The sequence below is a fragment of the Kitasatospora fiedleri genome (assembly GCF_948472415.1).
Classification (GTDB): Bacteria; Actinomycetota; Actinomycetes; order Streptomycetales; family Streptomycetaceae; genus Kitasatospora; species Kitasatospora fiedleri.
Window position 1 is genome coordinate 6,481,755 of the sequence record NZ_OX419519.1, and the last position, 26,118, is coordinate 6,507,872.

Here is a 26,118-nt window from a genome sequence, read left to right on the forward strand (position 1 = left end):
GCAGGGCCTGCACGGCCAGCAGCACCGCGCGGTGCTGCGCCTCGACCGGGGCCACGGAGGCGAAGAGCTTGCGCAGTTCGGGCGAGGAGACCTGGGAGACGTTCTTGGTGTAGGTCTGCGCGGCCACGTCCTCCAGGGTGATGGCCAGCTTCACCACGTCCGCGGGGCCCTTGATGGTGGGCAGCGTCTGGTCGACGACCGTCTTGTACTTCGGGTCGGGCTGGTTCTGGGCCTTGCCGCCGGCCTGGGTGGCGGCGGAGTTGAAGGCTTGGGCGTGGGCTTGGTGCTGGGCGGTGGTCTTGGTGATGAACGCGGCCACCGTCTTGTTGCCGTCCTTGATGAACGGCAGGGCGGCGGCGCTCTGGTAGACGCTCACCGCGAGGTTCTCGATCGACGCCGCGGTCTGCAGCGCCATCACGTCGTCCGCGCTCGCCGAGGCCGAGGCGGCCAGCGCCCGCGAGGTGCCCCACAGCGCGGCGGCCCCCGCCGCGCCGGCCAGCACCCCGCCGCGCTGCCACCAGCGCCGACGCGGTTCGGTCACCTGCTCGAACCCGGTCAGCGCGGCGCGGGTGATCCGCTGCGCGTCGCTGTTCAAGTCCTCCGACTGCTCGGTGAGTTCCGCGAGCAGCCGGGAGTCGATGTGCTCTGTGGCCATCATGCCTCGTCTCGGTCCGGGGCCCGGCCAACTCCGCACCCCACTCGCGAGTCCTTCGGCACCGGACCGGGCGCAGCCTGCCCCCACCGCCCCCTATTCACCTGTTCGAATGAATGCCGGGTCGTCTCGGTGACGGCAGGGGCGCGCCCCGCACACCCGTCCGGATCGGGGTGCGCGGGGCGCGCGAAGCAGGTGTCAGCCCACGTTGGCGCAGGAGTTGCCGAAGGCCGGGTTCAGCAGGCCGACGACGCCCACGCTGTTGCCGCACAGGTTGACCGGGACGTGGACGGGCACCTGGATCAGGTTGCCGGAGAGCACACCGGGCGAGCCGGCGGCCACGCCCTCGGCCCCGGAGGACGCGGACGCCGCGCCCGCGGCACCGAGCAGGGCGGTGGCGGCCACCGCAGTCAGCGTGAGGGAGGTGCGGATGACGGACATGTCGGGCTCCTTGCCTGAGGACGGTGCCGCCTCCGGACGGGGGCGACACCCGGCATTCGCCGCCGCGCCGGCCCGGGCTGGGTGGACGGCCGCCTGTTCACCCCAACGAGTGCACCGGCCCCCGGCCCGTCGGAGCGCGGGTCGGTACGGCCGCGAGGCGTGTGCCGCTCCACCGGCCGCCGGCAGCGTGCACCACCGCTGACCGCCCGCGGACGACAGTGGCCCCCGGCCGAAGGTGGCCGCGCAGCGGGCCCGGCTTCCCTCCCTTCCGCTTCTGCTTCCGCCGCTGCCGGTCGGGGCGACGCGGTGGCGGCCCGACGGCCGTCGAGATCCCGCGTGGAAAAGTCGGATGTCCCACCGGTTCCTCGAAGGGGATCTCGGGGTTCACCCGGGTGCTGAGGCGTAGAGCTGGGCCGCCACCCGATCCGACCATCACCGCACGTCCTCGGTTGACTGCGGAAGGTAGTTCTTGGTGTGCCGAGGACGCGGATCTCCGCCGAACGGCTCCGACATTCCCGCCGACGGCACGGCCACCGGCCGAAGGCCCTGCGGGGGCCCACCAGATCTGAGAGGAACCTTGATGAACAGTCTCGTACAGAGCCGTGTGACGCGTGTCGCGGCGTGCACCGCCACCGTCCTGCTGGCCGCCGTCTCCGCCGGCGGCCTCGCCTTCGCCGACGGCATGGGCGACAAGGACGGCAAGAACGCCGGTTTCGGGCCGGGCCCGGTCGGGGAGCGCACCATCCAGCCGTTGAAGAACCAGTGCGCCACCGGCGAGCCGCAGGACCTGTGCCGCAACATCGGTGTCACGGACGGCTGGTACGACGGCAAGGACGTCAAGTTCCTCTACACCCAGAACTTCTTCTGCGACACCGCGGTCGCCTCCGGCGCCTCCAACGGCTGCGAGGTCGGCGAGAAGTTCAAGAACGTGCCACCCGGCACCACTTCGGAGAAGTTCACCGACCCGCTGTTCATCCCGGTGCCGCTGTTCAGCCCGGCGCCGCCGGTCCAGTGTCCGACCGGTCCGTGCATCGACCACCCGGACAACATCGACCTGTCCCGGCTGGCCGGCGCGCTCGGCAAGCCGGCCGACCAGTTGAAGGACGTGCCGCTGCCCGGGCACGACCACATCATCGCGGACCGGAACATGGACCGCCCCGAGTGGTGGCCCGTCTACGTCGTGGGCGTCACCAACCCCGAGTCCTTCAAGGAGATCGAGAAGGGCAAGGACCTGGCCACCCTCAAGCGCCTGGCCGCCGACCCCAACTCCGGTGTCACCGCGCCGATCCCCACCAACGTCTTCCTCTGGTTCCAGACCCTCGCCGGCACGGACGGTGACCACCCGGTGGTGCCGGTCGGCTCGATCGCCGCGGGCGCCGGCTCCACCCAGGGCCTGCAGCACACCGGTCTGCTCGCCGGCGGGTCCGCCGCCCTGGCCACCGCCGCGGGCGCGCTCCTGTGGTCCCGCCGCCGCAAGAACGCCTCCGCCGCAGCCGCCCGCCCGGCCGCCGCGGCCCCCGCGGAGAGCTGAACCCGCTGACGTGAACGGCCTTCCGTCACGCGGCGGCGAGCGCCACGACACCCGCGTCGTGGCGCTCGCCGCCGCGTGCGCCCTCGCGGGCGTCCTCGCCCTCGGCTTCGCGACCACCCACCAGAGCACCCCGCCGCCCGCTCCCGCGGCCGCGGGAACTCCCAGGCCGGCCGACGCCCCGCCCTCCCGGCCGCCGGGTCCGCCGCCCACGCCCACCGGCCTCGACATCCCCGACATCGGCGTCCACACCGCGCTGGACGCCCTGACCACCGACCGGGACGGCGTCCTGCAACCTCCCGACCGCCCCGACCGGGCCGGCTGGTACACCACCGCCCCCGCCTGGCAGAACCCCCTGGTCATCACCGGCCACGTCGACTACCCCGCGTCGGCCCCGCCGTCTTCTACCGCCTGGGCGAACTCCACCCCGGCCAGCGGCTCACCCTCACCACCACCGACCGGCACACCCGCACCTACACCATCGACGCCGTCCGCTCCTACGCCAAGGACGACTTCCCCACCCAGCAGGTCTACGGCCCCACCAGCACCCCCCAACTGCGCCTGATCACCTGCGGAGACTGGGACGCCGAGGCCCGCGCCTACCGCGCCAACACCATCGCCTTCGCCACCCTCGTCCCCGACCCGGACACCGCCGCCGGTTGACGGCGTCCCGCCGCCCCGTCCACGAGCGCTCCCGTGGGGGTCGAGCGCGGCGGCCCGCTCCGCGCGGGCGGCGAGGACCGCTTCGCGGCGTTCGGCGGACTCGGCCGGGACGGCGCGGCGTTCGCGCCCGCCGAGGCGGTCGACGTACAGCAGACCGTTCACGTGGTCGGTCGCGGGCCGCCGTCAGCGGTTCGGGCAGCGCCGGGTCCTGGCGCCCCGGCAGCCGTACGGTGTGCACCGCGCGGCGCGGCAGAGGTGGCAGCGGACCTCGTCGCCCGGCGCAGTACGCGGGAGGCGGCTGCGGAACTCGGCGGTGAGCACGGTGTCCCTCCGGGGCGGTCGGTCGACGGTCGGTCAGGTCAGACGGTGCCGGGCCGCCTCGGGCAGTCCGCCCCCTGCCGCGACCGCCGGGCCGCCCCCGCACAGGCGCTGCGCCTCGGCGCAGAGCGCAGGTGCGGAGGGTGGGGCGCGCGGACGGTGCCTTCACGGCCGGGGCGCGGCGGGGTGGTGGGGGCCGAGCAGGACGGCCGGGCCGTCGGTCTGCGGGTCGGCCCGGTGCCAGCCCTGGCGGAGGTAGAAGCCCAGCGGGCCGTCGGGCCGGGCGGTGGTGAGCAGCCAGCAGCGTCCGTCGACCGCGTCGGCGGTGACGGCGTCCAGCAGGGCGGTGCCGATGCCCCGTTCGGTGTGGCCCGGGCGGACGGCGAGTTCGTCGACCACCCGGGCGCCGCAGAGCCAGGCTTCCGTGCGTCGGGGGCCGAGCGCGGCTGCCACCCGGGGGTGGCAGCGGTCGGTGGGGAACGGGGCGGGGGTGGTCCAGGCGGTGGCGAAGCCCAGCAGCCTGCCGCCCGCGTCGGTGGCCGCCGCCGCGGTGAAGCTCGGCCGCAGCGCGTCCTGGGCCAGCCGCTCCAGGTAGGCGTCGGCGCGGTGGGCGGGCTCGTGCCAGGGCGGGCCGCCGAACGCGGCCGCGTACACCGAACGGACCTGGGCCGCGGCGGCGAGCAGCTCGCCGGATGGCAGCGGCCGGACCTGGTACGGCGTCATGCCGCTGTCCTGGCGAGGGGGGTGGGGGTGGCGTGCACCACCAGGTGCGCACGGGCGGAGGTCTCCGGGACCACGCCGCCGTAGCGGGCGTGCCCGCCCAGGTCGCCGGCCGACGCCTGCCCGAGCAGCACCCCGTCCCGCACCGGCCCCGAGCCCGTCTCGCCGCAGGACGGCTCGATCCCCAGCACCACCGGCGACTCCGCCACCAGCCCGCCCCCACTCCGCAAGAGGTCCGCACTTGCACACAGTGTGCAACAAGGGCGGGGCGGGTGTCGCCGCCCGCGCTCGCGACCCGGGCTGCCGTCGGGCACTCTTGCGATAAGTAGGCAGTTGCATACTCTTTGCAATAAGGTGGCGATGTGGACCCTTCGGTGATCGCAGGCGGCCGGACCGGAGCGCGGGCCCCGGGCGGCCGGCCGGCCGGACCCCGCACCGACCACCCGGACTTCGGCACGCTCGTACGCGACGAGGGCGCCGACCTGGTGGTGTGTCACGTGTGCGGGCAGGGCTTCCGCGCCCTGGGCTCCCACCTGCGCAGCCACGGCCTGAGCGCCGACGAGTACCGCACCCGCTACGGCCTGCGCCGTCTCCGCTCGCTGAGTTCGCGGGCCCTGGCCCGACGCCGGTCCGTGCGCCAGGCGGCGGACTTCCGCACCTCGGCCGAGCTGCGCGAGCGGCTCGCGACCGGCCACGCCATGTCCCGCTCCGGAGAACTCCGGCGGGCCGCGGCGAACAGGGCGGGCAAGCCGCAGCCGGAGGAACTGGTCCGCACCCGCGCGGCCCAGCTGGACGCCGGACGCCGCACCCAGTCCACCCGCAGGGCGCGACGACTGCGCGAAGCCCTCGACGAGTTGGGCTTCGACGACCTCGAAGACGCCCTGCGCACCCTCTACGTCCGCCGGGAGGGCGGCGTCGACGCGGTCGCCGCCCACCTGCGCGTGGGACGGGCCAGGGTGCGCGCCCTGCTGGAGGAGTACGGGATTCCCCTGCGCCCCACGGGGGTGAACTCCGCCGCCGGACGCCGCTCCCGGGTCGGGCTCAACGACGCGCACGCCGCCCGCCGGGTCGGCGCCCACGACATCAGGCAGTGGCTGGCCGAGCGCCGGGCGGCCGGCGCGACCCTGGGTGACCTCGCCGGGGAGACCGGGCGCAGCATCCCGTGGGTCGCGGCCCGGCTCGACGGGCGGCGGTCGGACGGTGCCGTCCGCTCCTACCGCCCGTAGTCCCCCCGCCCCCCGCCCTCCCCGCCGCTCCCGTCCGAGGCGTCGGAGTTCCCGCCCGGGCCGCCGCGGACCGCTCGGGGCGCTTCTCGAAACAACGCCGACCGCGCGGCGGGACCTGTCAGAATGGGCCCGCCATGGCAGCCGCCCCCCGCCTCCAGCAACCCCGTCCGGCCGCGCTCGACGTGCGGCTGGTGCGCGCCGCCGCGTTCGCCACGGCGGGCGCGGTGCTCGGTTCGGCCGGGCACGCCGCCGGGTGCGGCGGCCTCGCCTGGCGGCCGCTCGCGGCGGGCTGGCTGTTCGTGTTCTCGGCGTCGGTGGTGGTCGCCGCCCGGCGGCGCGGCCCGCTGGCCGCCACCCTGGCCGCCGCACTCGGGCAGGTGCTGTTCCACCTGCTGTTCCGACTCGCCGAGACCCCGCCCGCCCAAGCCGTCGGGTCGGTACCCGCCCGGGCGGCGGTCGCCCACGCCGGGCACGGCGCGGGAGGGTTCGCGCCGGCCTCCGGGATGCTCGCCGCGCACCTGGCGGCGGCCGTCGCCGTCGGCCTGCTGCTGCACCGGGTCGAGAGCGCGCTGGGCGGCCTGGTCGGCCTGGCCCGGCGGATGCGCGACACCGCCCGGCGGCGGGTCGCGCGGGTCGCCGTCCTGCTCCGGACCCTGCTGCGCGCGCCGTCCCGCCCGGCGGTCGCCGTCCCGCGCCCGGTGCGGCGGTCGGCCGGGCCGCTCGGGAGGCTGCTGATCGACGAGGTCGTGGTGCGGCGCGGGCCGCCCCGGGCGGGGACGGCGCGGCGGGCGTAGGAGCAGGGCTCCGCGCGCGCCACCGCGCCCCGCCGCCACCGGGTCGGCCGCCGCGTGCGCGCCGGGCCGCCCCGCGGGCTCCGCCTCCCCGGACCCGCCCGCCCGTCCGCCGCTCGCGGACCGGGGCGCGGCGGGCCGTTCTCCCACGCCCCAGGAGGGGACATCCCCATGCGTTCTGTTTCCGCCCGCCGCCTCGCCGGCTCCGTCGTCCTCGCCGCCGCCGCCGTCGCGGCGGCCGCCGTCCCGGCCTTCGCGCACGTCACCGTCCAGCCCGGCACCGCCACCCAGGGCTCGTATACCGCCGTCGCGTTCCGCGTGCCGGACGAGAGCGACACCGCCTCCACCACCGCGCTGGAGGTCGACCTGCCCACCGACCACCCGGTGGCTTCGGTGTCCGTCCAGCCCGTGCCCGGCTGGACCGCCGCCGCCGAGAGGACCAAGCTGGCGACCCCGCTCAAGACCGACGACGGCGACGAGATCACCGAGGCCGTCACGAAGATCACCTGGACCGCCGACGCCACCGGCAAGATCGGGCCCGGCCAGTTCCAGGAGTTCAAGGTCTCGCTCGGCCCGCTGCCCACCGACACCGACAAGCTGGTCTTCAAGGCCCTGCAGACCTACGACGACGGCACCGTGGTGCGCTGGATCGAGGAGGGCAAGGAGGGTCAGCCCGAACCCCAGCACCCCGCCCCGGTGCTGACCCTCACCAAGGCCGGCGCCGGCACCAGCGCGGACGCCCACGGCATGGCCGCCCCCGCGGCGGCTCCCGCCGCGGCCCCGGCGCACGCCGGCTCCGACTCCACCGCCCGAATCCTGGGCGTGGTCGGCATCGTGGTCGGCGTCGCCGGTGCCGCCCTCGGCGCGCTCGGCCTGCGCCGCCGCCCGTCCGCCTGACGGCCCCGGGGCGGGTGCCGTCCCCGGACGCCGAAGCCCTGCCCGCCACCGTGGGAACGGTGGCGGGCAGGGCGGTGCCGCGGTCGGCCGGGAGGCCGGCCTACTGCGGCAGCGTCCACCGCTGGTTGGGGTTGGCGGTGCAGCCGGAGAGTTCGACGGCCGTCCCGGCGGTGGTGGCGCCGCCGCGGACGCTCATACACGTGCCGCGGGCGCGCAGGGTGCCGTCGCCGACGAGCTGCCAGGTCTGGGCGGCCGTCCGGTTGCAGGGCCACAGTTGCAGGCCGGTGCCGTCGGTGCTGCTGCTGCCGGTGACGTCGGCGCACTTGCCGGCGATGCCGGTGACCGCCCCGGTGGGGGCCGAGGCGGGCAGCGAGGCGGCGATCGCCGAGGCGATGGCGTACGCGTCGCCGGTCGGCGTCGTCGGGTAGGTGTTCGTCGACTTCGCCCAGGCGTCCTCGATGGCGAAGAAGTCCACCGGCGCCGGTGCGCTGCCGGTGACCAGCGCGGTGTCCGGGGACGCCAGGTAGGCCGACCACGCCTTGGCGTGGACGTCCGCCACCGGACCGGACCAGTCCCGGGTCGCGTAGTCGTGCAGGCCGTTGGCCTCGGAGACGTTCCGGCCGCCCCAGGTGGTCAGCAGCGACCGGGCGTCGTACTGGAGTTGGTCGCGTTCGGCCGGTGTGGCGCCGAAGGAGACGGCCTGCGCGATCCACGGGCCGACCATGAAGCGGGCGTCCGTCCCGGTGAGCCTGTCGAGGTCGGCCTCGTCCGTGTTCCACTCGGCCGCCAGGGCGCGGAACCCGGTCAGGTCGCCCGCGCGGTGGGCGTCGCCGATCAGCGGCAGCAGGTCCCGGCTGCGGTTGGCCAGCGCCTGGCGGGCCGTGTCCACCAGGTCGTACCGGTAGGCGTCGCCGGAGCGCAGCGCCGGGTCCACCTTCAGCAGGGCGTCGAGGGCCGCGCGGACGGTGCCGGGGTCGTAGCGCATCCAGTCGTAGCGCATCCAGGAGGGCGTTCCGGAGCCCGGCCGGCACGGTCAGCGACGGCCGGGCGGTGAACAGGTCGTCCTGCGGCGCGCCCTGGACGGTCCCGACGACCGGCATGCCGTACGGGCCCTGGCGCAGCAGGTTCCAGGCCGCGGCGGCCTGGGGGTCGGGGCGGTGGCGGCCAGTCCGACCGTGGTACTGGCCGGGGACATGAGCACGGCGCCGATTTTTCGACGAAGGGTGGTTCTCATGACACCTCCGTGACGGTTCGGATGGGGCGAGACGGGAGCGGACGCGACGCGACGGCTCCGGGCGGGGAGGCGCGAAAGCGAAGCGGCGGTGCCGGCGGCGGGCGGCCGGTGGGCGACCGCCCAGGCGACGACGGACCGTTAGAAGGCGTACGGGGCAATGCCGTTGGCGGCCACCGCGGCGGCGAGGGCGCCGAACGCGGTGGCGCAGGCCGTGACCGGGGCCGCCGCGCACCGGGCGCTCACGCGGTCAGCCACCGGCGCAGCCTGCCGTCGCGGGCCCGCTCCACCAGGGGCGCGCCGCGTCCGGCGAGCCGGGTGAGGCCGTAACCGGCGGCGGTGCCCAGGAGCGCGCCGAGCAGGACGTCGTGCGGGTAGTGGACGCCGGCCAGGACCCGTTCCGCGCCCATGGCGGCGGCCGACAGCAGGGCGAGCGCGCCGAGGCGGCGGTCCACCAGCCACAGGGCGGCCGCGCCCGCGAAGACGATGACGGTGTGGTTGCTGGGCAGCGACCAGTCCCCGGCGGCCGGGCAGGCTTCCAGGGTGCGCCCGGCGTCCAGGACCTGGCACGGGCGCGGCTCGCGCAGCACCGACTTCAGGACCAGGTCGGCGGCGAAGGCGGCGGCGACGGTGAGTGGTGCGGCCAGCGCGCGGGCCACCGCCGTGCTGTCGGCGCGGCGGGCGCGCCACCAGGCCAGCACCATCAGGGCGGCGAGCAGCAGCAGCCCGAGGGTGGAGTAGAGGGTGACGGTGTGCTGGAGCGGGACGGGCAGACGCTGGGCCCAGTGGTCGATCCGCAGGTACAGGCCGCCGTCGAGGGGACGGCCGTCGAGCGCGAGCGGCTGCGCGTGCGCGGGGGCGGTCATCGGGACCCGGCCCGGCGGCGCGAGCGCAGCAGCTCCAGCGCGAGCGGCAGCAGCGAGACGACGATGACGAGGGCGACGATGGGCAGCAGGTAGCGGTCGACGTTGGGCACCGAGGAGCCCAGCGCGTAGCCGGCCAGGACCAGGCCGACGGTCCACACCAGGCCGCCGACGACCTGCCAGAGGGTGAAGGTGCGGGCGCTGACGCCGAGCGCGCCGGCCAGCGGGTTGAGGACGGTGCGCACGACGGGCACGAAGCGGGCCAGGACGACGGCCTTGGCGTGGCCGTAGCGGTCGAGGATCTCCTCGGCGCGCTCGGCGCCCTCGTGCAGGCGCCTGCCGCGCGAGCGGGCGAGCAGGGCGCGCCCGCCGCGCCGTCCGATCAGGTAGCCGGTCTGCGCCCCGGCCAGGGCGCCGACCACGGCCGCGGCGAGGACCTGGGCGAGGTTCAGGTGGGGGCCGCTGTGCGCCCCGGTAGTGCAGAGCAGGCCCGCGGTGAACAGCAGCGAGTCGCCGGGCAGGAAGAAGCCGACCAGCAGGCCGGTCTCCGCGAACATCACCACCGCGATGCCCAGCGCACCGAACGCGCCCAGCAGCGAGCCCGCGTCCAGCGGGTTGACGGCCAGTAGGGCCGACGAGGAGAGCAGCACAGGAGCGCCTTTCCGATCGGGGGCCGCGGGCAGGTGCCGACGCGCCTTCCGCGGGCGGGTGTTCCCCCGCGCGGCGTCGTGCCCGAGCGGCCGCGTCCAGCATGTCCGAGCGGCGCTGAAGGGTTCCTGAAGACCTGAAGGCGGCTTCAGCTTCCACCCGGCGCGACCTGCCACCCTGGTAGGTATGCGCGTACTGGTGGTGGAGGACGAACGGCGGCTGGCCCTGGCGCTCAAGCACGGCCTGGAGGTCGAGGGCTTCGAGGTCGACGTCGTGCACGACGGGCTGTCCGGTCTCGCCCGGGCCACCGACCACTCCTACGACGTGGTCGTCCTCGACATCATGCTGCCGGGCCTGAACGGCTACCGGGTGTGCGCGCGGCTGCGGGCCGCCGGCAGTGACGCCGGCATCCTGATGCTCACCGCGAAGGACGGCGAGTGGGACGAGGCCGAGGCGCTGGACACCGGGGCCGACGACTACCTGTCCAAGCCGTTCTCCTTCGTGGTGCTGGTCGCCCGGCTCAAGGCGCTGGCCCGCCGGATCGGCTCCCGCGCGCCGCAGCGCACCGTGTTGGGCGACCTGGTGGTCGACTCCGCCGCCCGCACCTGCACCCGCGCGGGCACCCCGGTCGCGCTCACGCCGCGCGAGTTCGCCCTGCTCGACCACCTCGCCCGCCGCGCGGGGGAGGCCGTCTCCAAGCGCGACCTGCTCGAAGAGGTCTGGGACGCCGCCGCCGACGGCGACCCCAACACCGTCGAGGTCCACATCAGCGCGCTGCGCCGCAAGATCGACACCCCGTTCGGCCGCGCCGCCGTCCAGACCGTGCGCGGCTCCGGCTACCGACTGGCGGCCGACGGTGGCTGACGAGCGCGCCGGCGCCCCGGCCGCCGGCCACCGGGCCGCCCGGCTGTGGCGGCGCCTCACCGGCCGGCCCCGCGTCGCCGCGCTGCTCACCCGCCTCGCCCCCGGCTCGGTCCGCACCCGCACCACCGCCGCCGCGTGCGCCGCCGTCGCCGCCGTGCTGCTGGTCGCCTCCGCCGCCGTGGTGCTGCTGCTGCACGCCAACCTGGAGCGCGGCGTGGAGGCCGGAGCCCGCGAACAGGCCCAGGTGGTGGCCCGGCTCGCCGCCGACGACCGCCTGCCCGACCCGATCCCGCTCGACCACGGCACCGACTTCGCCCAGGTCACCGACGCCTCCGGCCGGGTCGTCGCCGCCAGCCAGAACCTCGCCGGCCACCCGGCCCTGACCCCCGACGGCAGCGACAGCGGTCACGCCACCTTCGACTTCGGCGTGCTCGGCAACGAGCACCACCAGCGCGTCACCACGCTCACCGCCGACACCCCCACCGGGCCGGTCACCGTCCGCGTCGGTGCCTCCCTGCACACCGCCGATACCGCCGAGGACCTCACCACCGCCGCCCTCGCCGCCCTGAGCGCACTCCTGGTCGCCACCGTCGGCGTCGTCACCTGGCGCGCCACCGGCCGGGCGTTGCGCCCCGTCGAGGCGATCCGCTCCGAGGTCGCCGCGATCGGCGACCGCGACCTGGACCGTCGGGTCCCCGAGCCCGGCGGCGACGACGAGGTCTCCCACCTCGCCCACACCATGAACGCGATGCTCGACCGCCTGGAAGCCGCCGGCCTCCGCCAGCGGCGCTTCATCGCCGACGCCTCCCACGAACTGCGCAGCCCGCTCGCCGTCCTGCGCACCCAACTGGAGGTCGCCCACACCCACCCCGACCCGGCCGTGCGCGCCGACATGGTCGCCGGAGCCCTCCAGGACACCGACCGCCTCCAGTCCCTCGCCACCGACCTCCTGCTGCTCGCCCGCCTGGACGCCACCGGCCACGACGGCCCCCGCGAGGACGTCGACCTCGCCGAACTCGTCCGCACCGGCGCGGAGAACCGCGCCCGGCCGCGGGTCCGCGTCGCACTCGACCTCGCCGACCGGCCGCTGGCCACCGGCAACCCGCTCTGGCTGGGCCGACTGCTCACCAACCTCCTCGACAACGCCCGGCGCCACGCCGCCCGCCGCGTCCTGGTCCGCCTCGCCTTCGACGCCGCCGCCGGACAGGCCGTCCTCGACGTCACCGACGACGGCCCCGGCATCGCACCCGCCGACCGCGAGAAGGTCTTCGAACGGTTCACCCGGCTCGACGACGCCCGCAGCCGCGACGACGGCGGCACCGGCCTCGGCCTGTCCATCGCCCGCGACATCGCCACCCTGCACGGCGGCACCCTCACCGTCGAGGACGGCCCCGGCGGCGCGACGTTCCGCCTGCGGCTGCCCGCCCGGGTCAGCGCACCCGCCGCGCACGGCAGACGCGGGGCCGACCACCGGCAGACGGGTCCGCCGTCCGCGCAATCCGGTGGACCGTGCGGGAGGACGCGATGAGCTCCGGCGGACAGCTGCTGCCGGTGACGCCGGCGCTCGGCGCCGCGTGCGCGGTGCTGCTGGCGGCCGCCGCCCTGGTGGCGGGGCGCGGCGGGCTGGGCCACGGCCGGGCGGTGCTGCGGGCCGGGGTGCGGGCGGCGGTGCAACTGGCGGCGGTCGCGCTGGTCATCGCCTGGGTGGTGCGCTCGCTGTGGGCGGCGGCGCTGTTCGTGCTGCTGATGTTCGCGGTCGCGGCGCGGACCGCGGGCCGGCGGGTCCTGGAGGGCCGGGCGGACGCGGGCCGGTGGCGGTGGGCCTGGGCGGCGGTGCCGATCGCGGCCGGGGTGGCGCCGGTGCTGCTCCTGCTGGCGGCGACCGGCCTGCTGCCGCCGCGCGGGCTGAGCGTGGTCCCGGTCGCGGGCATCCTGATCGGCGGGGCGCTCACCGCCACCTCGCTGTCCGGCCGCCGGGCGCTGGACGAGCTGCGGGCGCGGCGCGGGGAGGTGGAGGCCGCGTTGGCGCTGGGCTTCGAGGAGCGCGACGCCCGGCTGGAGATCTGCCGCACCGCGGCGTCCACCTCGCTGGTGCCGGCCCTGGACCAGACCCGCACCGTGGGCCTGGTGACCCTGCCCGGGGCGTTCGTCGGGATGCTGCTCGGCGGCGCGGGCCCGGTGCAGGCGGGCGCGGTGCAACTGTTCGTGCTGGTCGCGCTGTTGGCGGTGGAGGCGGTGGCGGTCACGGTGGTGCTGGAGCTGGTCGGCCGCGGCCGGCTGGGCGGGTGAGCGGGCCGCCCCGGCGCTTCGGGGCGGGCCCGCGACCGTCGCGGTGGTGCGGCCCGGGCTCAGCCGCGGCGGGAGGGGGTGCCGGCGAGCCTGGCGAGCAGGGCGATCACGTTGATGCGCGCGGTCTTGTCGTTCGTCGCCGCCTGGTGGGCGTCGATCATCTGCTGGTCCACGTCGTCGCCCGGTGCGGCGAGGCCCACCCGCATCAGGTCGACGGTGTACGCGACGTACCGGGCGTGGTCGGCCGCGGCGGTGGTGGCCGTGACGTGGTCGATGCGGGCCGGGTCCACGCCGCGGATCAGCGCGGGGGTGGGCGGCGGGCCCAGCACGTCCGCGATCCACTGCACGAGGGCCTCCCGGGAGCAGCCCGGTTCCAGCGCGCAGGACTCCGCGGCGGCGAGCGCCAGCCGGATCAGCAGCTGGCCGAACCACTGGCCGGCCTCGGCGGGAGGCGTCCGCCCGCCGGCCGGTGGCATCACGGACTCGTACAGGCCGGCGGTGTCGCCGGCCCGTACGGCGGAGATGACGGCGCCCACGGCCGTGTCGATGGCATCCTGCTCGCTGGTCACGCCGCTGGTTCCCCTCGGAAGTCTGTGACGGGTTATCAACGTAGCGTGCCCACGGGCGGATGCGTGCCGCTTCTCCCGGTTGCCGGTACGCCGCGCTGTTGCGGACGGGCGCAGGGACGGGAGCGGCCGGACGCGCCGGAGTCCGGTCAGACCGCGCCGAGGTCGATCTCGACCGGGAACGGGACGGTGGCCCTGACCGTGCCGGTGAAGACGTCCGCGTCGCGGTAGGAGCGGGTCGCGGGGTCGAGGAGGTGGGTGTGGACGAGCGGGACGCCGTGGGGGGTCTGCTCGATCCGCCAGTAGAAGGCGATGCCGGCCCGGGCGTACTGGTTCACCTTCACGACGCGGTCCGTGGTCTCCGAGCCCGGTGACACGACCTCGACGACCAGCAGGACGTGCTCCGGGCGGGTGGGCGTGAGGTCGACGGTCTCGGCGCGGTAGACCACCACGTCGGGCCGCCGGTTGGTGAGCGGCACGTCCTGCAGGCGGACGTCGAAGCCCGTGTCGGCGTTCCACTCCGGCCCGGCGGCCGCGTCCAGGGCGTTCGCCAGGAGCCGGGCCCAGCGTACTGTCCGGCACCTTCGGGAAGCCGCCCCGGGCCGGGCGGTTTTCTTCGGGTTTCTTCCGGTCCCGAGAAGGGTGTTCAGAATATTCCGGGGCCGGGGTTGAGGATGTTGCGCGGGTCGAAGCGGGTTTTCGCCCGTTGGAATGCGGGCCACGCGTCGCCGTAGTGGGCGATCCAGTCGGCCTTGGTGAATTCGAGTGCGCCGATGGGGTAGCGGGAGCCGCCGGTGGCGCGGGCCTTGCGGTAGAGCTCGGCATTGCGGCGGAGCCGGTCGGCGGCGAATGCCGGGTTCGGGCCGGGGACGGCGGAGTTGTCGAGGATGTCGAACAGGTACATCCAGGGGGTCGCGTCCGCCCGGGGGCCGCGGAAGGCGGGGTGGTCGACGCCGGTCCGTTTCGCGGGGATGAGCAGGAGGGTGGAGCCGGGGGCGAGGTCGTGCGGGCTGAGGCCGCTGAGGACGTCCCGCAGGAAGCGCTCGACCGTCGAGCTGTTGAGCCAGACGTCGAACCAGGGCTTGACCAGGCGTCCGTAGTCCAGGGCGGCTTCCAACTGGGCGACCTGCCGGTTGACCTGGGTGACCCAGTCCGGGTGGCTCAGGTCGGTGACGGCGGCGTCGGACGGGGGCCGGCTGAGGCCGCGCAGCAGGTGCCGGCCGTCGGGCGGGGAGCCGGGCGTGAAGGGGACGCTGACGAGGAGCTGCCCCACGAAGGACGTCCCGGCCGGGGCCCAGAGGACGTAGGCGCCGAGCACCTCGCCGCGTTCGGTGAGGGTCCGCAGGTCGCCGACGGCCGCGTCGCCGGTCGGGTAGGTGAACTGGTAGGTCCGGACCGAGGGTTGCGCCGGCACCAGGTCGAGCCTGGCCCGCACGATGATGCCGCACTGCCCGAGTCCGCCGAGGGCGGCCCGGAAGAGGTCGGCGTGGCGGCGGTCGGAACAGACCAGGACCTCGCCCCGCCCGGTGACGATCTCCAACTCCTGGACGTGGTCGATCTGCAGGCCGCGGGTGGACCCGGCCCCCGGGGACGCGCCGCCGACCGCGAGGGTGCCGGCGACGGTGAGGTCGGTGTAGCCGGTGAACACCGGCGGTGTCAGGCCGCGGGCGAACGCGGCCGTCATCAGCTCCGTCCACAGCACGCCGCCGTCGACGTCGGCTCCCCGCGGACCGACCCGGTGGACCCGCCCGAGCCCGCGCATCTCGACGACCAGGCCGTTCTCGTTGAGCGACTGCCCGTGGGTGGTGTGGCCCCGGCCGCGCGCCGACACCTTGATGCCGCGGTCCGCGCAGAACCTGACCATCCTGGCGACGTCGTCGACGGAGCCGGGCCGCAGGACCGCGCCCGGCGTGCGGGCCACGATGCGCCCCTGGTCGACGCTGTCGGCGGCCCTGCTGCCGGCGTCGAGCCGGAGCTCGCCGTCCAGGCGTGGCACCCGGTCGAACGGGCCCGCGGCCGCGGCCTCGGCGACCCAGGCCCCGGTGGCGGCGCTGAAGCCGACCGCCGCCACCCCGAGCGCCGCCCCCCTGACCAGCGCGCGGCGCGACATCCCCGGTGCCGTCCCGGGTGCCGTCCCCGGTGCCGTCCCGGGTGTCATCTCCGGCGTCGTCTGCGGTGTACGGGTTTCCCTTTCCAACGCTTTCCCCCTGTTCAGGTCGCGAGGGCGCGGTCGACCGGGTGCGGGCGGCGTGCCCTGCCGTGGCCCGGAACGCCCACGCGGCGAGCGAAACAGCTGGAGGCTAACACCGGATTGTGGAGTGCGTATACGTAGAAAAGGGTTTTCCGATGGGAGCAAGGGTTATTTTTCATGCGCACGCCAATTCGGAAAAGCGGATTCCGTTCCGGGGCGGGCGCGGGTGAGGGGAAAGGGCGGCGGTCGGTGACCCGTGGGTCAGCCGACCAGGGCGGCGCGGCGGGGGGTGCGGGGGCCGGGCCGGGCGGTGTCGGGTAGGCCGGGGTCAGGCCGGGCGGGGGAGGGGCGGTGGCGGGCGAGTTCGCGGGCGTAGGCCCGCATCAGCGGCTCGTAGCGGTAGCGGCCGGGCTCCCGGGCGGTGAGCAGACCGGCGTCGGCGAGCCGTTCGAGGACGCGTTCGGCGCGGACCGGGGACTCGCCGAGCAGCCGGGCGGCGGTGGCCAGGCCGACGGTGCCGGTCGGCGCGAGGGCGAGCAGGTGGAAGGCCCGGACGGTGGGCGGGTCGAGGGCCGCGCAGCCCGCCGTGAAGACGGCCCGGACGTCCAGGCTGCCCAGCCGGAGCTCGTCCAGGGCCCGGTCCTCGTCCGCGAGCCGCTCCACCAGGTGCCGGACGGCCCAGGACGGCCGGGCGGCCAGCCGGGCCCCGCAGATCCGCAGCGCGAACGGCAGCCCGCCGCAGACGGCCGCGAGTTGGGCCAGGGCCCGCGGTTCGGCGGCCGTCCGGGCCGGGCCGAGCAGCCGGGCCAGGAACTCCCGGGACTCGTCCGCGGGCAGCGGCCCGAGGTGGACGGGGTGGGCCCCGCCGAGGTCGGGCAGCCGGGTGCGGGCGGTGACCAGCGCGGCGTTGCCGGGGCCGGCGGGCAGCAGCGGCCGGACGTGGGCGCCGTCCCGGGCGTCGTCCAGGACCACCAGCGTCCGCCGCCCGGCCAGCAGCGAGCGGAACAGCGCCGTCCGGGCCTCGGTGTCGGCCGGCACGACGGCGGACGGCACCCCGAGGGCGAGCAGGAAGCCGCCGAGCACGGCGTGCGGGGTGGCAGACCGCGGCCGACTGCCGCGCAGGTCGGCGTAGAGGGTGCCGTCCGGGTACCCGGCGCGGGCGGCGTGCGCGGCGTGCTGGGCCAGGGCGGTCTTGCCCGCGCCCGGCTGGCCGCTGACGACCGCGATCAGCGGGGCCCGGCACCCGGTGTCCCCGCCCACCTCGGCCAGCCGGGCGGCGAGGTCGGCGGTCTCGGCGGTCCGGCCGGTGAAGTCGGTCAGGTCCGGCGGCAGTTGGAAGGGGGTGACGAACCCGGCACGGGCCCGGGCGGGCCGGGCGGGCGCGGCCAGGGCCGGGTCGGCGCGCAGGATCGCCCCGTGCACGGCGCGCAGCTCGCGGCCCGGGTCGACGCCCAGCTCCTCCGCCAGGACCTGGCGGACCCGCCCGTACACGGCGAGCGCCTCCGACTGGCGGCCGCTGCGGTACAGGGCCGTCATCAACTGCGCCCAGAGCCGCTCCCGCTCCGGGTGCGCGGCGGTCAGCGACCGCAGCTCGCCGAGCAGTTCGGTGTGCCGGCCCAGCGCCAGCCCGGCCTCGGTACGACCCTCCACCACGTCCAGCCGGGCCTCGGTGAGCCAGCCGGTCTCGGCCCGGCGCAGCGTCTCGGAGGGGATGTCGACCAGGGCCGGTCCGCGCCAGAGCGCCAGCGCCTGCTCGTAGTGGGCGGCGGCCCGCTCCGGATCGTCCTCGCGCAACCGGGCGTGGCCGAGGTCGCGCAGCCGGGTGAACCGGTCGGCGTCGAACTCCTCGGCGCGGACGTCGAGGAGGTAGCCGCCCGCCTCCGTGGCCAGCCGCTCACCGGCCTCGCCGAGCGCCTTGCGCAGCCGCATCACGTAGTTGCGCAGCGTGGTGGCGGCGGTGCGCGGCGGACACCCGTCCCAGACCGTGTCCGCGAGCACCTCGGTCGGCACCACCTGCCCCCGCCGGACCAGCAGCGCCGCGAGCAGCGCCCGCTGCTTGGCCGCCGGGACCGGATGGCTCCCCCCTTCGTCCCGTACGAGCAGCGGTCCGAGAATCCCGAACTCCATCCCCCGTGCCTCCCCTGACACCTCGGCCTGCTTCGCCGGACGGCGGGGCCCGTCCCCCGACGGCCACCCGGCGTGATCCGTTCTATGCCCGGGCGGTTTTGACCGGCGGATCTCGCGGTGTCGGTCAATCAATTCCGGTCTTCGGGACGGTCTCCGGGACCGAGGCGGCGGAGGTGGGACGGTGGGGTGGCGGGTGGCGAGGGTGGGGCCGGCTGCGGATTGACCGGGGGGTCGGGGCTGCTCGGTCAATCAATCCCGTTCGACGGGTGGCTCAGCCTCGGTGGTTTCAGCCGCTGGTCCAGATGGTGTCGAGGTAGCCGCCGCCGCAGAGCCGGGCCGGGGTGCACGGGGTGCACGGGGTGCACGGGGTGGCCGCGACCGGGGTGGCGTAGCCGTCGTGCGGGGGACCGACACGACGGACGCGTTCCGCACGAGCCCGGCCTCGCCGACGCAGCTCTGCTCGAACTCGTTGCCGCCCGCGAGGGTGGTGGGTCGGAGTGTCCGCGCGGGTGCGGCCGACATCGGCGGAGGCCGTGGTGGCAGTGGCAGTGGCGGTGGCCGGGGCGGTGAGGCCGAGGGCGCGTGCGGCGGCGGTGGCCAGGACGTCTGCGCGACGCGGGAAGTGGGTGGGTCTCACCGTTCTCCTCGGGTGGCGGAAGGCGGTTGCGGACACGACGGCGACGGCGGGCCGGCGCCCGCCGCCGCCGGTTCACATCCTGCACGCCCGCCGTAGCGTCTGAGTCGCGCGGGGATCGCGGCCCCTCCCGGTGCGCGCTTTCCGGCGGTCGCCTCGCCTGGTGGACGGGTACTCTCCCGGGGCGCCGCCCTTCCCCGGCCCGCGCTCCGGCCGCCGCCCCCTGCCGGCGCGCGTTCTCCGGCCGTCGGCGTTCCGGATTGCGCCGTCTTCGGCGGGTCTCGTCCGGGGCCGGGGTCACCGCGCGGCGGGCGGGGTCCGGGATGTCGCGGTCCGGCTGCTGCGTCGCGCTGCTGCCGTCGCGCGGCTGCAGGGCGGAGGGAGCCGGACCGGTGGGAGTGGGGGTCAGCCGCGGGCGGTGTCCGGGTAGCGGCAGGCGGCCTTGCGGGCGCGGGCGAGTTCGGTCTCGCCGAGTTCGGCGACCTGGAGGGGGGCGGTGGCCGTGCGGGGGACCAGGCGTTGGTCGGCGACGCTGCTGGGGCCCTCGCCGCCGAAGCAGGCGACGGCCACCATCTCCACGGCGGTCTGCGGGTCGGTGCCGTCCGGGGGCGGGCCGGGCTGCCAGGGCACGGGGAACCCGGCGGAGGCGTCCGCGGACATGCCGATCTGCTGCCACTGGGACGTGCTGCCCGTCCTGGGCAGGTACGCGGCGTAGCCGACGATGCCCAGGCGGTCTCCGGTGGCGTGGAGTTCGTAGCGGCCGGGCGTTTGGCCGGAGCCGGGTGCCGGTGTGACGGTGAGTGTGATCGAGGCGGGCGGTGCCACCGCATCGGGACAGTCGGTGGGTTGGAGGTCGGCGGGCGGGTTGCCGTGGATCACGGCGGAGGAGACGTAGCCGCCGGTCGCGGTCCTGAACCAGCGGACGTCGGGCGAGCCGGAGGTGGCGTCGATCACCGTGTCGCCCAGGCAGAAGCCGGTGAGCTGGAGGCGGCAGCCCGCGGGCAGTTGGAGGACGACGTCGGCGCTGAGGCTGGCTCCGGCGCGCAGCCGGGTGCTCTCGATGTAGGTCGTGCCGGAGAACACGGCCGTGGACGGTGTGGCGGTGGCGGCCGGACAGTCGGCCGCGTTGGGGTTCGGCGTCGCGTTCGCGGCGGAGACGGTCGAGGTCAGGGCGTTCTCGGTCGCGCTCCGGCTGCGGCCGAAACCGGACGTCCGTGCCGCGACCAGCGCCAGGACGACGGTGAGGACGAGCAGGGCGGCCGTGCCGGCGGTCGTCCAGCGCGGCCGTCGACCGTCGTGCACCGTCTCGGCCGACGGGTGTCCGGACAGCGGCACCGCTCCGGTGACGACGTCGCCCGAACCCGAACCCGAGTCTGAGCCCGAGCCCGGGGCGTCGTCCGCCGTAGCCCCCTCAACGGTCGGCTTCTCCGCAGCCGCCGGTGTGGTATCCGCCGCATTCTCCGCGGCCGGGGACGGGGACGGGGTCCCGGCCCCGCGGCCGAGTTCACGGTCGAGTTCGTTCCAGCGCCGCGTCCACTCCTCGACGTCGCCGCCGCAGGCCCCGACGTAGGCCTGGGTCACCTCCAGGCTGGGCAGCCGGACGCCGCCGGCCGCGTCGCTGAGGGTGGTGGCGCCGAATCCGGCCCGTTCGGCGAGCACGCGGTAGGTGGGGTTGCCGGCCCGTTCCCGGACCAGCCGGAGGTCGTGGGCGAAGGCGGGGACGGGCCCGTCGGCGGGATCGACTGGACGCGGTCTGCGGGCCACGGGCTCTCCTCACCTGGCGGATCGACAGTTCGTTCCGGGGAACTTCCGATGAGGCGGGGAGTTCCTTCACCATGTGCACGGACAGCGGAGATCCGGGCAGGCCGGACAGCCGCCCGGGGACGGTGCACGTGTGATCATCATAACTCCCGCCGACGTGGCGTCAGCGGGAGTCCGGGCGATTTGCCCGTGATGCGAACGACGGTGAGGTCCCGTCAGGAGCCGCCCCCGGGCAGCCGGTCGCTCAGCCGGCCGGCACCCGGGCCACCGCCACCACCTGGAACTCCACCGCGGCCGCCGCCTTCGCCGTCGCCTCCGGGCCGGCCCCGATCACCTGCCGCCGGTGACCGGCGTCCACGGCGCACCGGACGCCGCCGACGTCGACCGGGCCCGGGAGGCCGCGATACGGCCGCGCTATCCCGGCCTCCTAGCGTCCCGGACAAGTGCGGACCTCGGCGGAGGCCCCACCGACTCCCCGTCAGAAGAAGCACGTTCGAAGGAGAACACCCGTTGCGCAAGCTCATGGGCCGCGCCACCGCGGCCGCCCTCCTGTCGGCGGCCTCGGTGGCCGGCGTGGTCCTGGCCCCCGGCACCGCGGAGGCGGCCTCCTACAACAGCGCCTGCGGCAGCGGGTACCGGGAGATCGACCACCTCACGCTGAACGGCTACGGCACGGTCTTCCTGACCTACAGCAGCTCGACCGGGAAGAACTGCGTCGTGACCGTCCGGAACCAGCCGGGCGCCGCCCTCTACATGAACGCCCTGGTCAGGCTGGCCGGTTCGGCGGACTGGATCGGCGACTACGGCGACTACACCACCTACGCGGGCCCGGTGTACGTCTCCGCGGCCGGCCGGTGCATCGACTGGGGCGGCGAGATCGAGACCGCCTACGAGTACCGCCTGAGCGTCCACTGCGGCTGAACTCCCGTACCGGCAGACCCTCTCCACCACAGCGCCCCCACCGCAGCGCCCCCACCGCAGCGCCCCCACCGCAGCGCCCCCACCGCAGCGCCCCCACCCACCGAGCCCGGCCGGACGCCTCCGGCCGGGCTACGGCGGCGCTACCCCGGACCGGTAGGAAGGGGGCCGTCCGCACCGGACCGCGCCCCGACCCCCAGGAGTACCCCCATGCGCAGGACGTTCTCCGCCCTGGCCGCCGCCGGCCTCATGCTCCTCGGCGGCATCTCCCTCGCGCCGCAGGCGAGCGCCGCCGATACGTACGGCTGCAGCGGCAGTCTGGTCGGCACCTACGACCTCAAGACCGACAACGGCACCGGCACCAAGTACGGCGAGCTGTACCTCTACTACTCCAGCGCCAACGGCGGCACCAACTGCGCGGCCGCCGTCGACACCCACTTCGCCTCGGGCGTCACCAAGTACCAGGCCGTCTACCTCTGGCGCTGCGTGGCCGGCACCCACGCCGGTGACTTCTGCAGCTACGACCAGTCCGACAGCGACGACGGCAACTTCACCTGGTACGCCGGCCCCGCGAAGGTCACCGGCACCGCGAACCGCTGCGTCATGGTCTACGGCCGCGTCGACGACCCGAACAACAGCAAGGTCGCCGACACCACCGTCCTGGCCTCGCACTGCGGCTGACCGGACGGAGGGACGGACGGGCAGGCGGGCGGGCGGCGAAGAGCCGCTCGCCCGCCCGTTCCGTTCAGCCCGCGCGCAGCTCGGCCCGGGCCAGCGCCGTCACCGACAGCAGCAACACCGCCGTGCCCAGCAGCGCCGCCGGGGTGAGCGGTTCGTCCAGCACGGCGGCGGCGAACACCGTGGCGCTGAGCGGCTCGATCAGCGCCACCACCGAGGCCGTCGCGGCCCGGATCACCGCCGCGCCCGCGAAGTACAGCGCGTACGCGAGCGCGGTCGGCACGGTGGCCAGGTAGCCGAGCAGCAGCAGCGTCGAGGGCAGCGCGCCGGTGGACGGCAGCGGGCCCTCGGCCAGCGCGAACGGGAACAGGCACACCGCGCAGACCGCGAACGACCACAGGGTGGTGGTCGCCGGGTCGTCCGGGACGGCGGTGCGCGAGGCCCGGTGGCGGGTGGCCACCGTGATCGCCGCGTAGCCCGCCGCCGAGGCCAGCGCCCAGGCCAGGCCCGCCGGTTCGACCCCGCCGGAGCCGGAGCCGGAGCCGTCGCCCAGCACCAGCACGCCCAGGCCCAGCACCGCCCCGGCCACCGCGGCCAGTCCGGCCCGGCCCAGCCGCTCACCCATCAGCAGCCGCCCGCCGAGCGCCACCAGCACCGGCGCCGCCCCCAGCGTGACCACGGTGGCGACGGCCAGCCCGGTGTCCCGGACGGCCAGGAAGTACGCGCTCTGGAACAGGGTCAGCCCCAGCCCGTTGAGCAGGACCCGGCCTGCGGCGGGGCGCGGTGCGGGCCGGTCCGCCCGCCCGGTGAACGGGCGCAGCGCCAGCAGCACCGCCACGCCGCCGACCGAGCGCCAGAACGTGAGCGCGAGCGGCCCCAGGCCGCTGCGCGGGAACAGCAGCGCGGCCGCCGCCCCGGCGGTGCCCCAGGCGGTGGCGGCGAGGGCGACGTAGAGCAGGCCCCGCCGCGCGGGCAGGGCGGAGGAGTGCGAGGAAGGGAACGAGGACACGGGTGGACTCCCGGAAAGCCGTCATGGTCGGTGGGCCACGGAAGCGGGCGGCACCGACCGGCCCGGGGCGGCCGTCCGGAGGGGACGACGGGCCCGGGCGGGCTCAGGAAGTGGCCGGCCGCCCGCTCAGCGAGCGGGAGGGGGCAGGACGCCGCGATGCATGGCCGCCACTGTACGCGAGGGCGTGCGGCCCGCGGACCGCACGCGGGCCGCACGCGGGCCGCCCGCTTCACGGCACGCGAACGGCGCGGTCCACGGCCCGGGGGAGCGTGCGGTTCAGGCCGGGTAGGCGTGGGTCTGGGTGGCCTTGACGGCGGCCCAGACGCGGGTGCCGGGGGTGAGGTCGAGCTCGGCGGCGGCGGTGGGGGTGAGGTCGGCGGCCAGCGGGAGGGGGCCGGTGAGGTCGACCCGGAAGCGGTCGCCGTGCAGGTCGAGGCCGGCGACGGTGCAGGGGAAGAGGTTGCGGGCGCTGGTCTCGGGGCGGTGCCGGTGCAGGGTGACCGCGTCGGGCGGGAAGGCGACGAACGCCGGGCCGGTCACCTCCTCGTCGGTGCTGAGGACCTGGCCCTCGGGGAGGGTGACCTGCCGGCCGGCGGCGGTGCCCTGGTAGAGGTTGAGGCCGACCAGCCGGGCGATGTAGTCGGTGCGCGGGTGGCGGGCCACCTCGGCCGGGCGGCCGGTCTGCACGACCCGGCCGGACTCGATCACCACGAGGCGGTCGGCGAGCACCATGGCGTCCAGCGGGTCGTGCGTGACCAGCACCGCGACGGCCTCGAACTCGGCCAGGTGGCGGCGGAGTTCGGCCCGGACGTCGAGCCGGGTGCGGGCGTCCAGCGCGGCCAGCGGCTCGTCCAGCAGCAGCAGCCGCGGCCGGACGGCCAGCGCCCGGGCCAGCGCGACCCGCTGGGCCTGGCCGCCGGAGAGCTTCGCGGGGCGGTGTCCGGCGTGCTCGGCCAGGCCCATCCGCTCCAGCCAGGGCAGCGCCTCGGCGCGCGCGGCGGCCCGGCGCAGACCCCGGCTGCGCGGGCCGAAGGCGACGTTGTCGAGCGCGGACAGGTGCGGGAAGAGCAGGTAGTCCTGGAAGACCACGCCGATCGGCCGCTGCTCGGCGGGCCGGAACACGCCGTCCGCGGGGGAGTCCAGCGGAGTGCCGTCCAGGTGCAGGTGCCCGTCGGTGAGCGGCAGCAGCCCGGCCAGGGCGCGCAGCGCGGTGGACTTGCCCGCGCCGTTCGGGCCGAGCAGGGCGAGCACCTCGCCGGGCTCGGCGGCCAGCGGCACGTCGAGGGTGAACGTGCCCCGGGTGACGCGCAGTTCGGCGTCCAGGGCGGGAGCGGGAGGCTTCTTCGCGGGGTTCGCGGGGTTCGCGGGGTTCACGGGGTTCACGGGGTTCACGGGGTTCACGGGGTTCACGGGGTGGACATCCAACGGTCGCGCAGCCCGGCGAGGACGGCGACGGAGACGGTGAGCAGGATCAGGCTGAGCGCGATGGCCGCCTCCGGGTCGGACTCCATGGCCAGGTAGACCGCCAGCGGCATGGTCTGGGTCCGGCCGGGGAAGTTCCCGGCGAAGGTGATGGTCGCGCCGAACTCGCCCAGCGCCCGGGCCCAGGCCAGCACCGCACCGGCCCCGATGCCGGGGGCGACCAGCGGCAGGGTGACCCGGCGGAACGCGGTCAGCCGGGAGGCGCCGAGGGTGGCCGCGGCCTCCTCGTAGCGCGGGTCGGCGGCGCGCAGCGCGCCCTCCACGCTGATCACCAGGAACGGCATCGCGACGAACGCCTCGGCCACCACCACGCCGGTGGTGGTGAACGGGAGGGTGACGCCGGTCCAGGCGTCCAGCCAGCGGCCCAGGATGCCGTTGCGGCCGAGCACCAGCAGCAGCGCCACGCCGCCGACCACCGGGGGCAGCACCAGCGGCAGGGTGACCAGGGCGCGCACCAGCCGCCGCCCGGGGAACTCGGTGCGGGCCAGCAGCCAGGCCAGCGGCACGCCCAGCACCAGCGCGACGCCGGTGGCCAGGGTCGCCGAGAGCAGCGAGAGCTTGAGCGCCTGCCACACCTCGGTGCCGGTCAGCAGCGAGGGCAGCGCGCTCCACGGCGCGCGCACCAGCAGCCCGAGCAGCGGCAGGACCAGGAAGGCCAGGCCGAGCAGCGCGGGCAGCAGCAGCGCGGCGGGGACCCGCCCGGCCCCCCGGGGCCGCCGCCGGCCCCGGGGGTGTGGTGCGGGTGTGGTGCGGGGGGTGCCGGGCCGGGTCACGGCGCCTGGAAGCCGGCCTCGGTGAGCACCCGGCGGGCGTCCGCGGAGCCGACGTAGCCGAGGAACGCGGCGGCGCCGTTGCTGTTGGGCGCCTTGGCGAGGGCGGCGATCGGGTAGTCGTTGACGGCCTGCGCGGCCTCCGGGAAGTTCACGCCCTCGATCTTGTCGGCGTCGGCCTTGACGTCGGTCTGGTACACCAGCGACGCGTCGACCTCGCCCAGCTCGACCTTGGTCAGGGCGCCCTTGACGTCCTGCTCGTAGGTGACGGGGGTGAGCTGCACGCCGGCCGCGTTCAGCGCGGTGACGGCGGCGGCGCCGCACGGCACCTCCTTGGCGCACAGCGCGGTCTTGACGCCGGTGAGGTCCTTCAGGGCGGCGATGTGCTTGGGGTTGCCCTTGGCGACGGCGATCTCCAGCGTGTTGCGGACGAACACGGTCGGGTCGCCGCCGGTCAGCTTGGCGTCGGTGACGGTCTTCATGGTGGCCGGGCTGGCCGCGGCGAACACGTCCACCGGCGCGCCGGAGACGATGCTCTGGGCCAGCGCGGAGGAGCCGCCGAAGTTGAAGGTCACGGTGGTGCCCGGGTAGGCCGCCTCGAAGCGCTTGCCCAGCTCGGTGAAGGACTCCTTCAGCGAGGCCGCCGCGAACACCGTCACGGTGCCCTTGACCTCGGGGCGGGCGGGGGCGGAGCTGTTCGAGGCGGAGCCGCTGCCGGAGCTGCTGCACGCGGTCAGGCCGGCCGCGAGGGCGAGGACGGCGGAGGCGGCGAGGAGTCGTCTGACGCTGCGCATGGATGGTTTCCCCTGGTCGTGGTGGGCGGTGGCGGGCCGGAGCGGAGTGCGAGGGTG

The 26,118-nt window shown here is 76.0% G+C and carries 24 protein-coding genes and 3 pseudogenes; 10 read left to right on the forward strand and 17 right to left on the reverse strand.

Annotated features, from left to right (window positions below; translation table 11 throughout):
* Positions 1-73 precede the first annotated feature (73 nt).
* A pseudogene (locus QMQ26_RS37555) lies at positions 74-658 on the reverse strand (ferritin-like domain-containing protein); the annotation flags it as partial.
* A gap of 192 nt (positions 659-850) precedes the next feature.
* Complete coding sequence (locus QMQ26_RS29245) at positions 851-1,093, reverse strand: chaplin (RefSeq protein ID WP_282203307.1); 243 nt, start codon at positions 1,091-1,093, stop codon at positions 851-853.
* A gap of 580 nt (positions 1,094-1,673) precedes the next feature.
* Here QMQ26_RS29245 and QMQ26_RS29250 point away from each other — a divergent pair.
* Both QMQ26_RS29250 and QMQ26_RS29255 read left to right on the forward strand, forming a co-directional pair.
* Positions 1,674-2,624, forward strand: coding sequence for a hypothetical protein (locus tag QMQ26_RS29250; protein ID WP_159073291.1), 951 nt, complete (start codon positions 1,674-1,676; stop codon positions 2,622-2,624).
* A 75-nt stretch (positions 2,625-2,699) separates the two neighbouring features.
* Complete coding sequence (locus tag QMQ26_RS29255; RefSeq protein ID WP_404813982.1) at positions 2,700-3,284, forward strand: sortase domain-containing protein; 585 nt, start codon at positions 2,700-2,702, stop codon at positions 3,282-3,284.
* A gap of 483 nt (positions 3,285-3,767) precedes the next feature.
* Here QMQ26_RS29255 and QMQ26_RS29265 read toward each other — a convergent pair whose 3' ends face one another.
* Both QMQ26_RS29265 and QMQ26_RS29270 read right to left on the reverse strand, forming a co-directional pair.
* On the reverse strand, positions 3,768-4,325 hold the full coding sequence (locus QMQ26_RS29265) for a GNAT family N-acetyltransferase (RefSeq protein ID WP_282203309.1): 558 nt from the start codon (positions 4,323-4,325) through the stop codon (positions 3,768-3,770).
* A 2-nt stretch (positions 4,326-4,327) separates the two neighbouring features.
* Positions 4,328-4,531 (reverse strand): annotated as a pseudogene (locus tag QMQ26_RS29270) (tRNA (adenosine(37)-N6)-threonylcarbamoyltransferase complex transferase subunit TsaD); the annotation flags it as partial.
* 165 nt (positions 4,532-4,696) lie between these two features.
* On the opposite strand from QMQ26_RS29270, the gene QMQ26_RS29275 reads away from it, so the two are divergent.
* From QMQ26_RS29275 to QMQ26_RS29285, 3 genes are all read left to right on the forward strand, one after another.
* Positions 4,697-5,548 (forward strand): MucR family transcriptional regulator, encoded by an 852-nt coding sequence (locus QMQ26_RS29275; RefSeq protein WP_282203310.1) that lies wholly within the window; start codon positions 4,697-4,699, stop codon positions 5,546-5,548.
* Between the two features lie 134 nt (positions 5,549-5,682).
* Entirely contained in the window at positions 5,683-6,342 is a 660-nt protein-coding gene (locus QMQ26_RS29280; RefSeq protein WP_282203311.1) for a hypothetical protein, read from the forward strand.
* Between the two features lie 168 nt (positions 6,343-6,510).
* Complete coding sequence (locus QMQ26_RS29285; RefSeq protein ID WP_282203312.1) at positions 6,511-7,236, forward strand: YcnI family protein; 726 nt, start codon at positions 6,511-6,513, stop codon at positions 7,234-7,236.
* A 100-nt stretch (positions 7,237-7,336) separates the two neighbouring features.
* On the opposite strand, the gene QMQ26_RS29290 is transcribed toward QMQ26_RS29285, so the two are convergent.
* The 3 genes from QMQ26_RS29290 to QMQ26_RS29300 all read right to left on the reverse strand — a co-directional run bounded on the left by QMQ26_RS29290 (position 7,337) and on the right by QMQ26_RS29300 (position 9,980).
* On the reverse strand, positions 7,337-8,236 hold the full coding sequence (locus QMQ26_RS29290) for an alpha-N-acetylglucosaminidase C-terminal domain-containing protein (RefSeq protein ID WP_282203313.1): 900 nt from the start codon (positions 8,234-8,236) through the stop codon (positions 7,337-7,339).
* A 473-nt stretch (positions 8,237-8,709) separates the two neighbouring features.
* On the reverse strand, positions 8,710-9,333 hold the full coding sequence (locus tag QMQ26_RS29295; protein WP_282203314.1) for a phosphatase PAP2 family protein: 624 nt from the start codon (positions 9,331-9,333) through the stop codon (positions 8,710-8,712).
* On the reverse strand, positions 9,330-9,980 hold the full coding sequence (locus QMQ26_RS29300) for a DedA family protein (protein WP_282203315.1): 651 nt from the start codon (positions 9,978-9,980) through the stop codon (positions 9,330-9,332). Before QMQ26_RS29300 ends, QMQ26_RS29295 begins: the two co-directional genes overlap by 4 nt.
* 184 nt (positions 9,981-10,164) lie before the next feature.
* On the opposite strand from QMQ26_RS29300, the gene QMQ26_RS29305 reads away from it, so the two are divergent.
* From QMQ26_RS29305 to QMQ26_RS29315, 3 genes are read left to right on the forward strand one after another with little or no spacing between them, the layout of a single operon-like run.
* Positions 10,165-10,842 carry a response regulator transcription factor gene (locus QMQ26_RS29305; RefSeq protein WP_100839617.1) on the forward strand — a complete coding sequence of 226 codons (678 nt, stop codon included), beginning with the start codon at positions 10,165-10,167 and terminating at the stop codon, positions 10,840-10,842.
* A complete protein-coding gene (locus QMQ26_RS29310) occupies positions 10,835-12,370 on the forward strand; it encodes a sensor histidine kinase (protein ID WP_282203316.1) in 1,536 nt (511 codons plus the stop codon). The genes QMQ26_RS29305 and QMQ26_RS29310 overlap by 8 nt, the downstream gene beginning before the upstream one ends.
* Positions 12,367-13,131: an ABC transporter permease gene (locus tag QMQ26_RS29315; RefSeq protein ID WP_282203317.1), complete on the forward strand. Its 765-nt coding sequence runs from the start codon at positions 12,367-12,369 to the stop codon at positions 13,129-13,131. The genes QMQ26_RS29310 and QMQ26_RS29315 overlap by 4 nt, the downstream gene beginning before the upstream one ends.
* Before the next feature lie 59 nt (positions 13,132-13,190).
* Here the strand turns inward: QMQ26_RS29315 and QMQ26_RS29320 are convergent, their stop codons facing one another.
* The 6 genes and pseudogenes from QMQ26_RS29320 to QMQ26_RS29345 form a co-directional block, all read right to left on the reverse strand.
* Positions 13,191-13,700: a hypothetical protein gene (locus QMQ26_RS29320; RefSeq protein WP_100839614.1), complete on the reverse strand. Its 510-nt coding sequence runs from the start codon at positions 13,698-13,700 to the stop codon at positions 13,191-13,193.
* 146 nt (positions 13,701-13,846) lie between these two features.
* Positions 13,847-14,260 (reverse strand): annotated as a pseudogene (locus tag QMQ26_RS29325) (Uma2 family endonuclease); the annotation flags it as partial.
* Between the two features lie 83 nt (positions 14,261-14,343).
* Positions 14,344-15,807: an FAD-binding protein gene (locus QMQ26_RS29330; protein ID WP_282203318.1), complete on the reverse strand. Its 1,464-nt coding sequence runs from the start codon at positions 15,805-15,807 to the stop codon at positions 14,344-14,346.
* Positions 15,808-16,149: 342 nt separating this feature from the next.
* Positions 16,150-18,015, reverse strand: coding sequence for an AfsR/SARP family transcriptional regulator (locus tag QMQ26_RS29335; protein ID WP_282203319.1), 1,866 nt, complete (start codon positions 18,013-18,015; stop codon positions 16,150-16,152).
* A gap of 286 nt (positions 18,016-18,301) precedes the next feature.
* Positions 18,302-18,652, reverse strand: coding sequence for a hypothetical protein (locus tag QMQ26_RS29340; RefSeq protein ID WP_282203320.1), 351 nt, complete (start codon positions 18,650-18,652; stop codon positions 18,302-18,304).
* Positions 18,653-19,054: 402 nt separating this feature from the next.
* Positions 19,055-20,413: a helix-turn-helix domain-containing protein gene (locus QMQ26_RS29345; protein WP_282203321.1), complete on the reverse strand. Its 1,359-nt coding sequence runs from the start codon at positions 20,411-20,413 to the stop codon at positions 19,055-19,057.
* 507 nt (positions 20,414-20,920) lie between these two features.
* On the opposite strand from QMQ26_RS29345, the gene QMQ26_RS29350 reads away from it, so the two are divergent.
* Together QMQ26_RS29350 and QMQ26_RS29355 are read left to right on the forward strand one after the other, a co-directional pair.
* Entirely contained in the window at positions 20,921-21,331 is a 411-nt protein-coding gene (locus tag QMQ26_RS29350; protein ID WP_282203322.1) for a spore-associated protein A, read from the forward strand.
* A gap of 207 nt (positions 21,332-21,538) precedes the next feature.
* Positions 21,539-22,009 (forward strand): hypothetical protein, encoded by a 471-nt coding sequence (locus QMQ26_RS29355; RefSeq protein WP_100839609.1) that lies wholly within the window; start codon positions 21,539-21,541, stop codon positions 22,007-22,009.
* Positions 22,010-22,073: 64 nt separating this feature from the next.
* Here the strand turns inward: QMQ26_RS29355 and QMQ26_RS29360 are convergent, their stop codons facing one another.
* The 4 genes from QMQ26_RS29360 to modA form a co-directional block, all read right to left on the reverse strand.
* Positions 22,074-23,015, reverse strand: a complete 942-nt coding sequence (locus tag QMQ26_RS29360) for a DMT family transporter (protein WP_282203323.1) — start codon at positions 23,013-23,015, stop codon at positions 22,074-22,076.
* 276 nt (positions 23,016-23,291) lie between these two features.
* Positions 23,292-24,398, reverse strand: a complete 1,107-nt coding sequence (locus QMQ26_RS29365) for an ABC transporter ATP-binding protein (RefSeq protein ID WP_404813983.1) — start codon at positions 24,396-24,398, stop codon at positions 23,292-23,294.
* Between the two features lie 23 nt (positions 24,399-24,421).
* A complete protein-coding gene (locus QMQ26_RS29370; protein ID WP_100839606.1) occupies positions 24,422-25,270 on the reverse strand; it encodes an ABC transporter permease in 849 nt (282 codons plus the stop codon).
* Positions 25,267-26,061 (reverse strand): molybdate ABC transporter substrate-binding protein, encoded by a 795-nt coding sequence (gene modA / locus QMQ26_RS29375; RefSeq protein WP_282203325.1) that lies wholly within the window; start codon positions 26,059-26,061, stop codon positions 25,267-25,269. The genes QMQ26_RS29370 and modA overlap by 4 nt, the downstream gene beginning before the upstream one ends.
* Positions 26,062-26,118 lie beyond the last annotated feature (57 nt).

Coding starts and splice junctions, on each gene's coding strand:
- QMQ26_RS29245 (WP_282203307.1), bottom strand. CDS start 1,093: ATGTCCGTCATCCGCACCTCCCTCACGCTGACTGCGGTGGCCGCCACC.
- QMQ26_RS29250 (WP_159073291.1), top strand. CDS start 1,674: ATGAACAGTCTCGTACAGAGCCGTGTGACGCGTGTCGCGGCGTGCACC.
- QMQ26_RS29265 (WP_282203309.1), bottom strand. CDS start 4,325: ATGACGCCGTACCAGGTCCGGCCGCTGCCATCCGGCGAGCTGCTCGCC.
- QMQ26_RS29280 (WP_282203311.1), top strand. CDS start 5,683: ATGGCAGCCGCCCCCCGCCTCCAGCAACCCCGTCCGGCCGCGCTCGAC.
- QMQ26_RS29285 (WP_282203312.1), top strand. CDS start 6,511: ATGCGTTCTGTTTCCGCCCGCCGCCTCGCCGGCTCCGTCGTCCTCGCC.
- QMQ26_RS29290 (WP_282203313.1), bottom strand. CDS start 8,236: ATGCGCTACGACTGGATGCGCTACGACCCCGGCACCGTCCGCGCGGCC.
- QMQ26_RS29295 (WP_282203314.1), bottom strand. CDS start 9,333: ATGACCGCCCCCGCGCACGCGCAGCCGCTCGCGCTCGACGGCCGTCCC.
- QMQ26_RS29305 (WP_100839617.1), top strand. CDS start 10,165: ATGCGCGTACTGGTGGTGGAGGACGAACGGCGGCTGGCCCTGGCGCTC.
- QMQ26_RS29315 (WP_282203317.1), top strand. CDS start 12,367: ATGAGCTCCGGCGGACAGCTGCTGCCGGTGACGCCGGCGCTCGGCGCC.
- QMQ26_RS29330 (WP_282203318.1), bottom strand. CDS start 15,807: ATGTCGCGCCGCGCGCTGGTCAGGGGGGCGGCGCTCGGGGTGGCGGCG.
- QMQ26_RS29335 (WP_282203319.1), bottom strand. CDS start 18,015: ATGGAGTTCGGGATTCTCGGACCGCTGCTCGTACGGGACGAAGGGGGG.
- QMQ26_RS29355 (WP_100839609.1), top strand. CDS start 21,539: ATGCGCAGGACGTTCTCCGCCCTGGCCGCCGCCGGCCTCATGCTCCTC.
- modA (WP_282203325.1), bottom strand. CDS start 26,061: ATGCGCAGCGTCAGACGACTCCTCGCCGCCTCCGCCGTCCTCGCCCTC.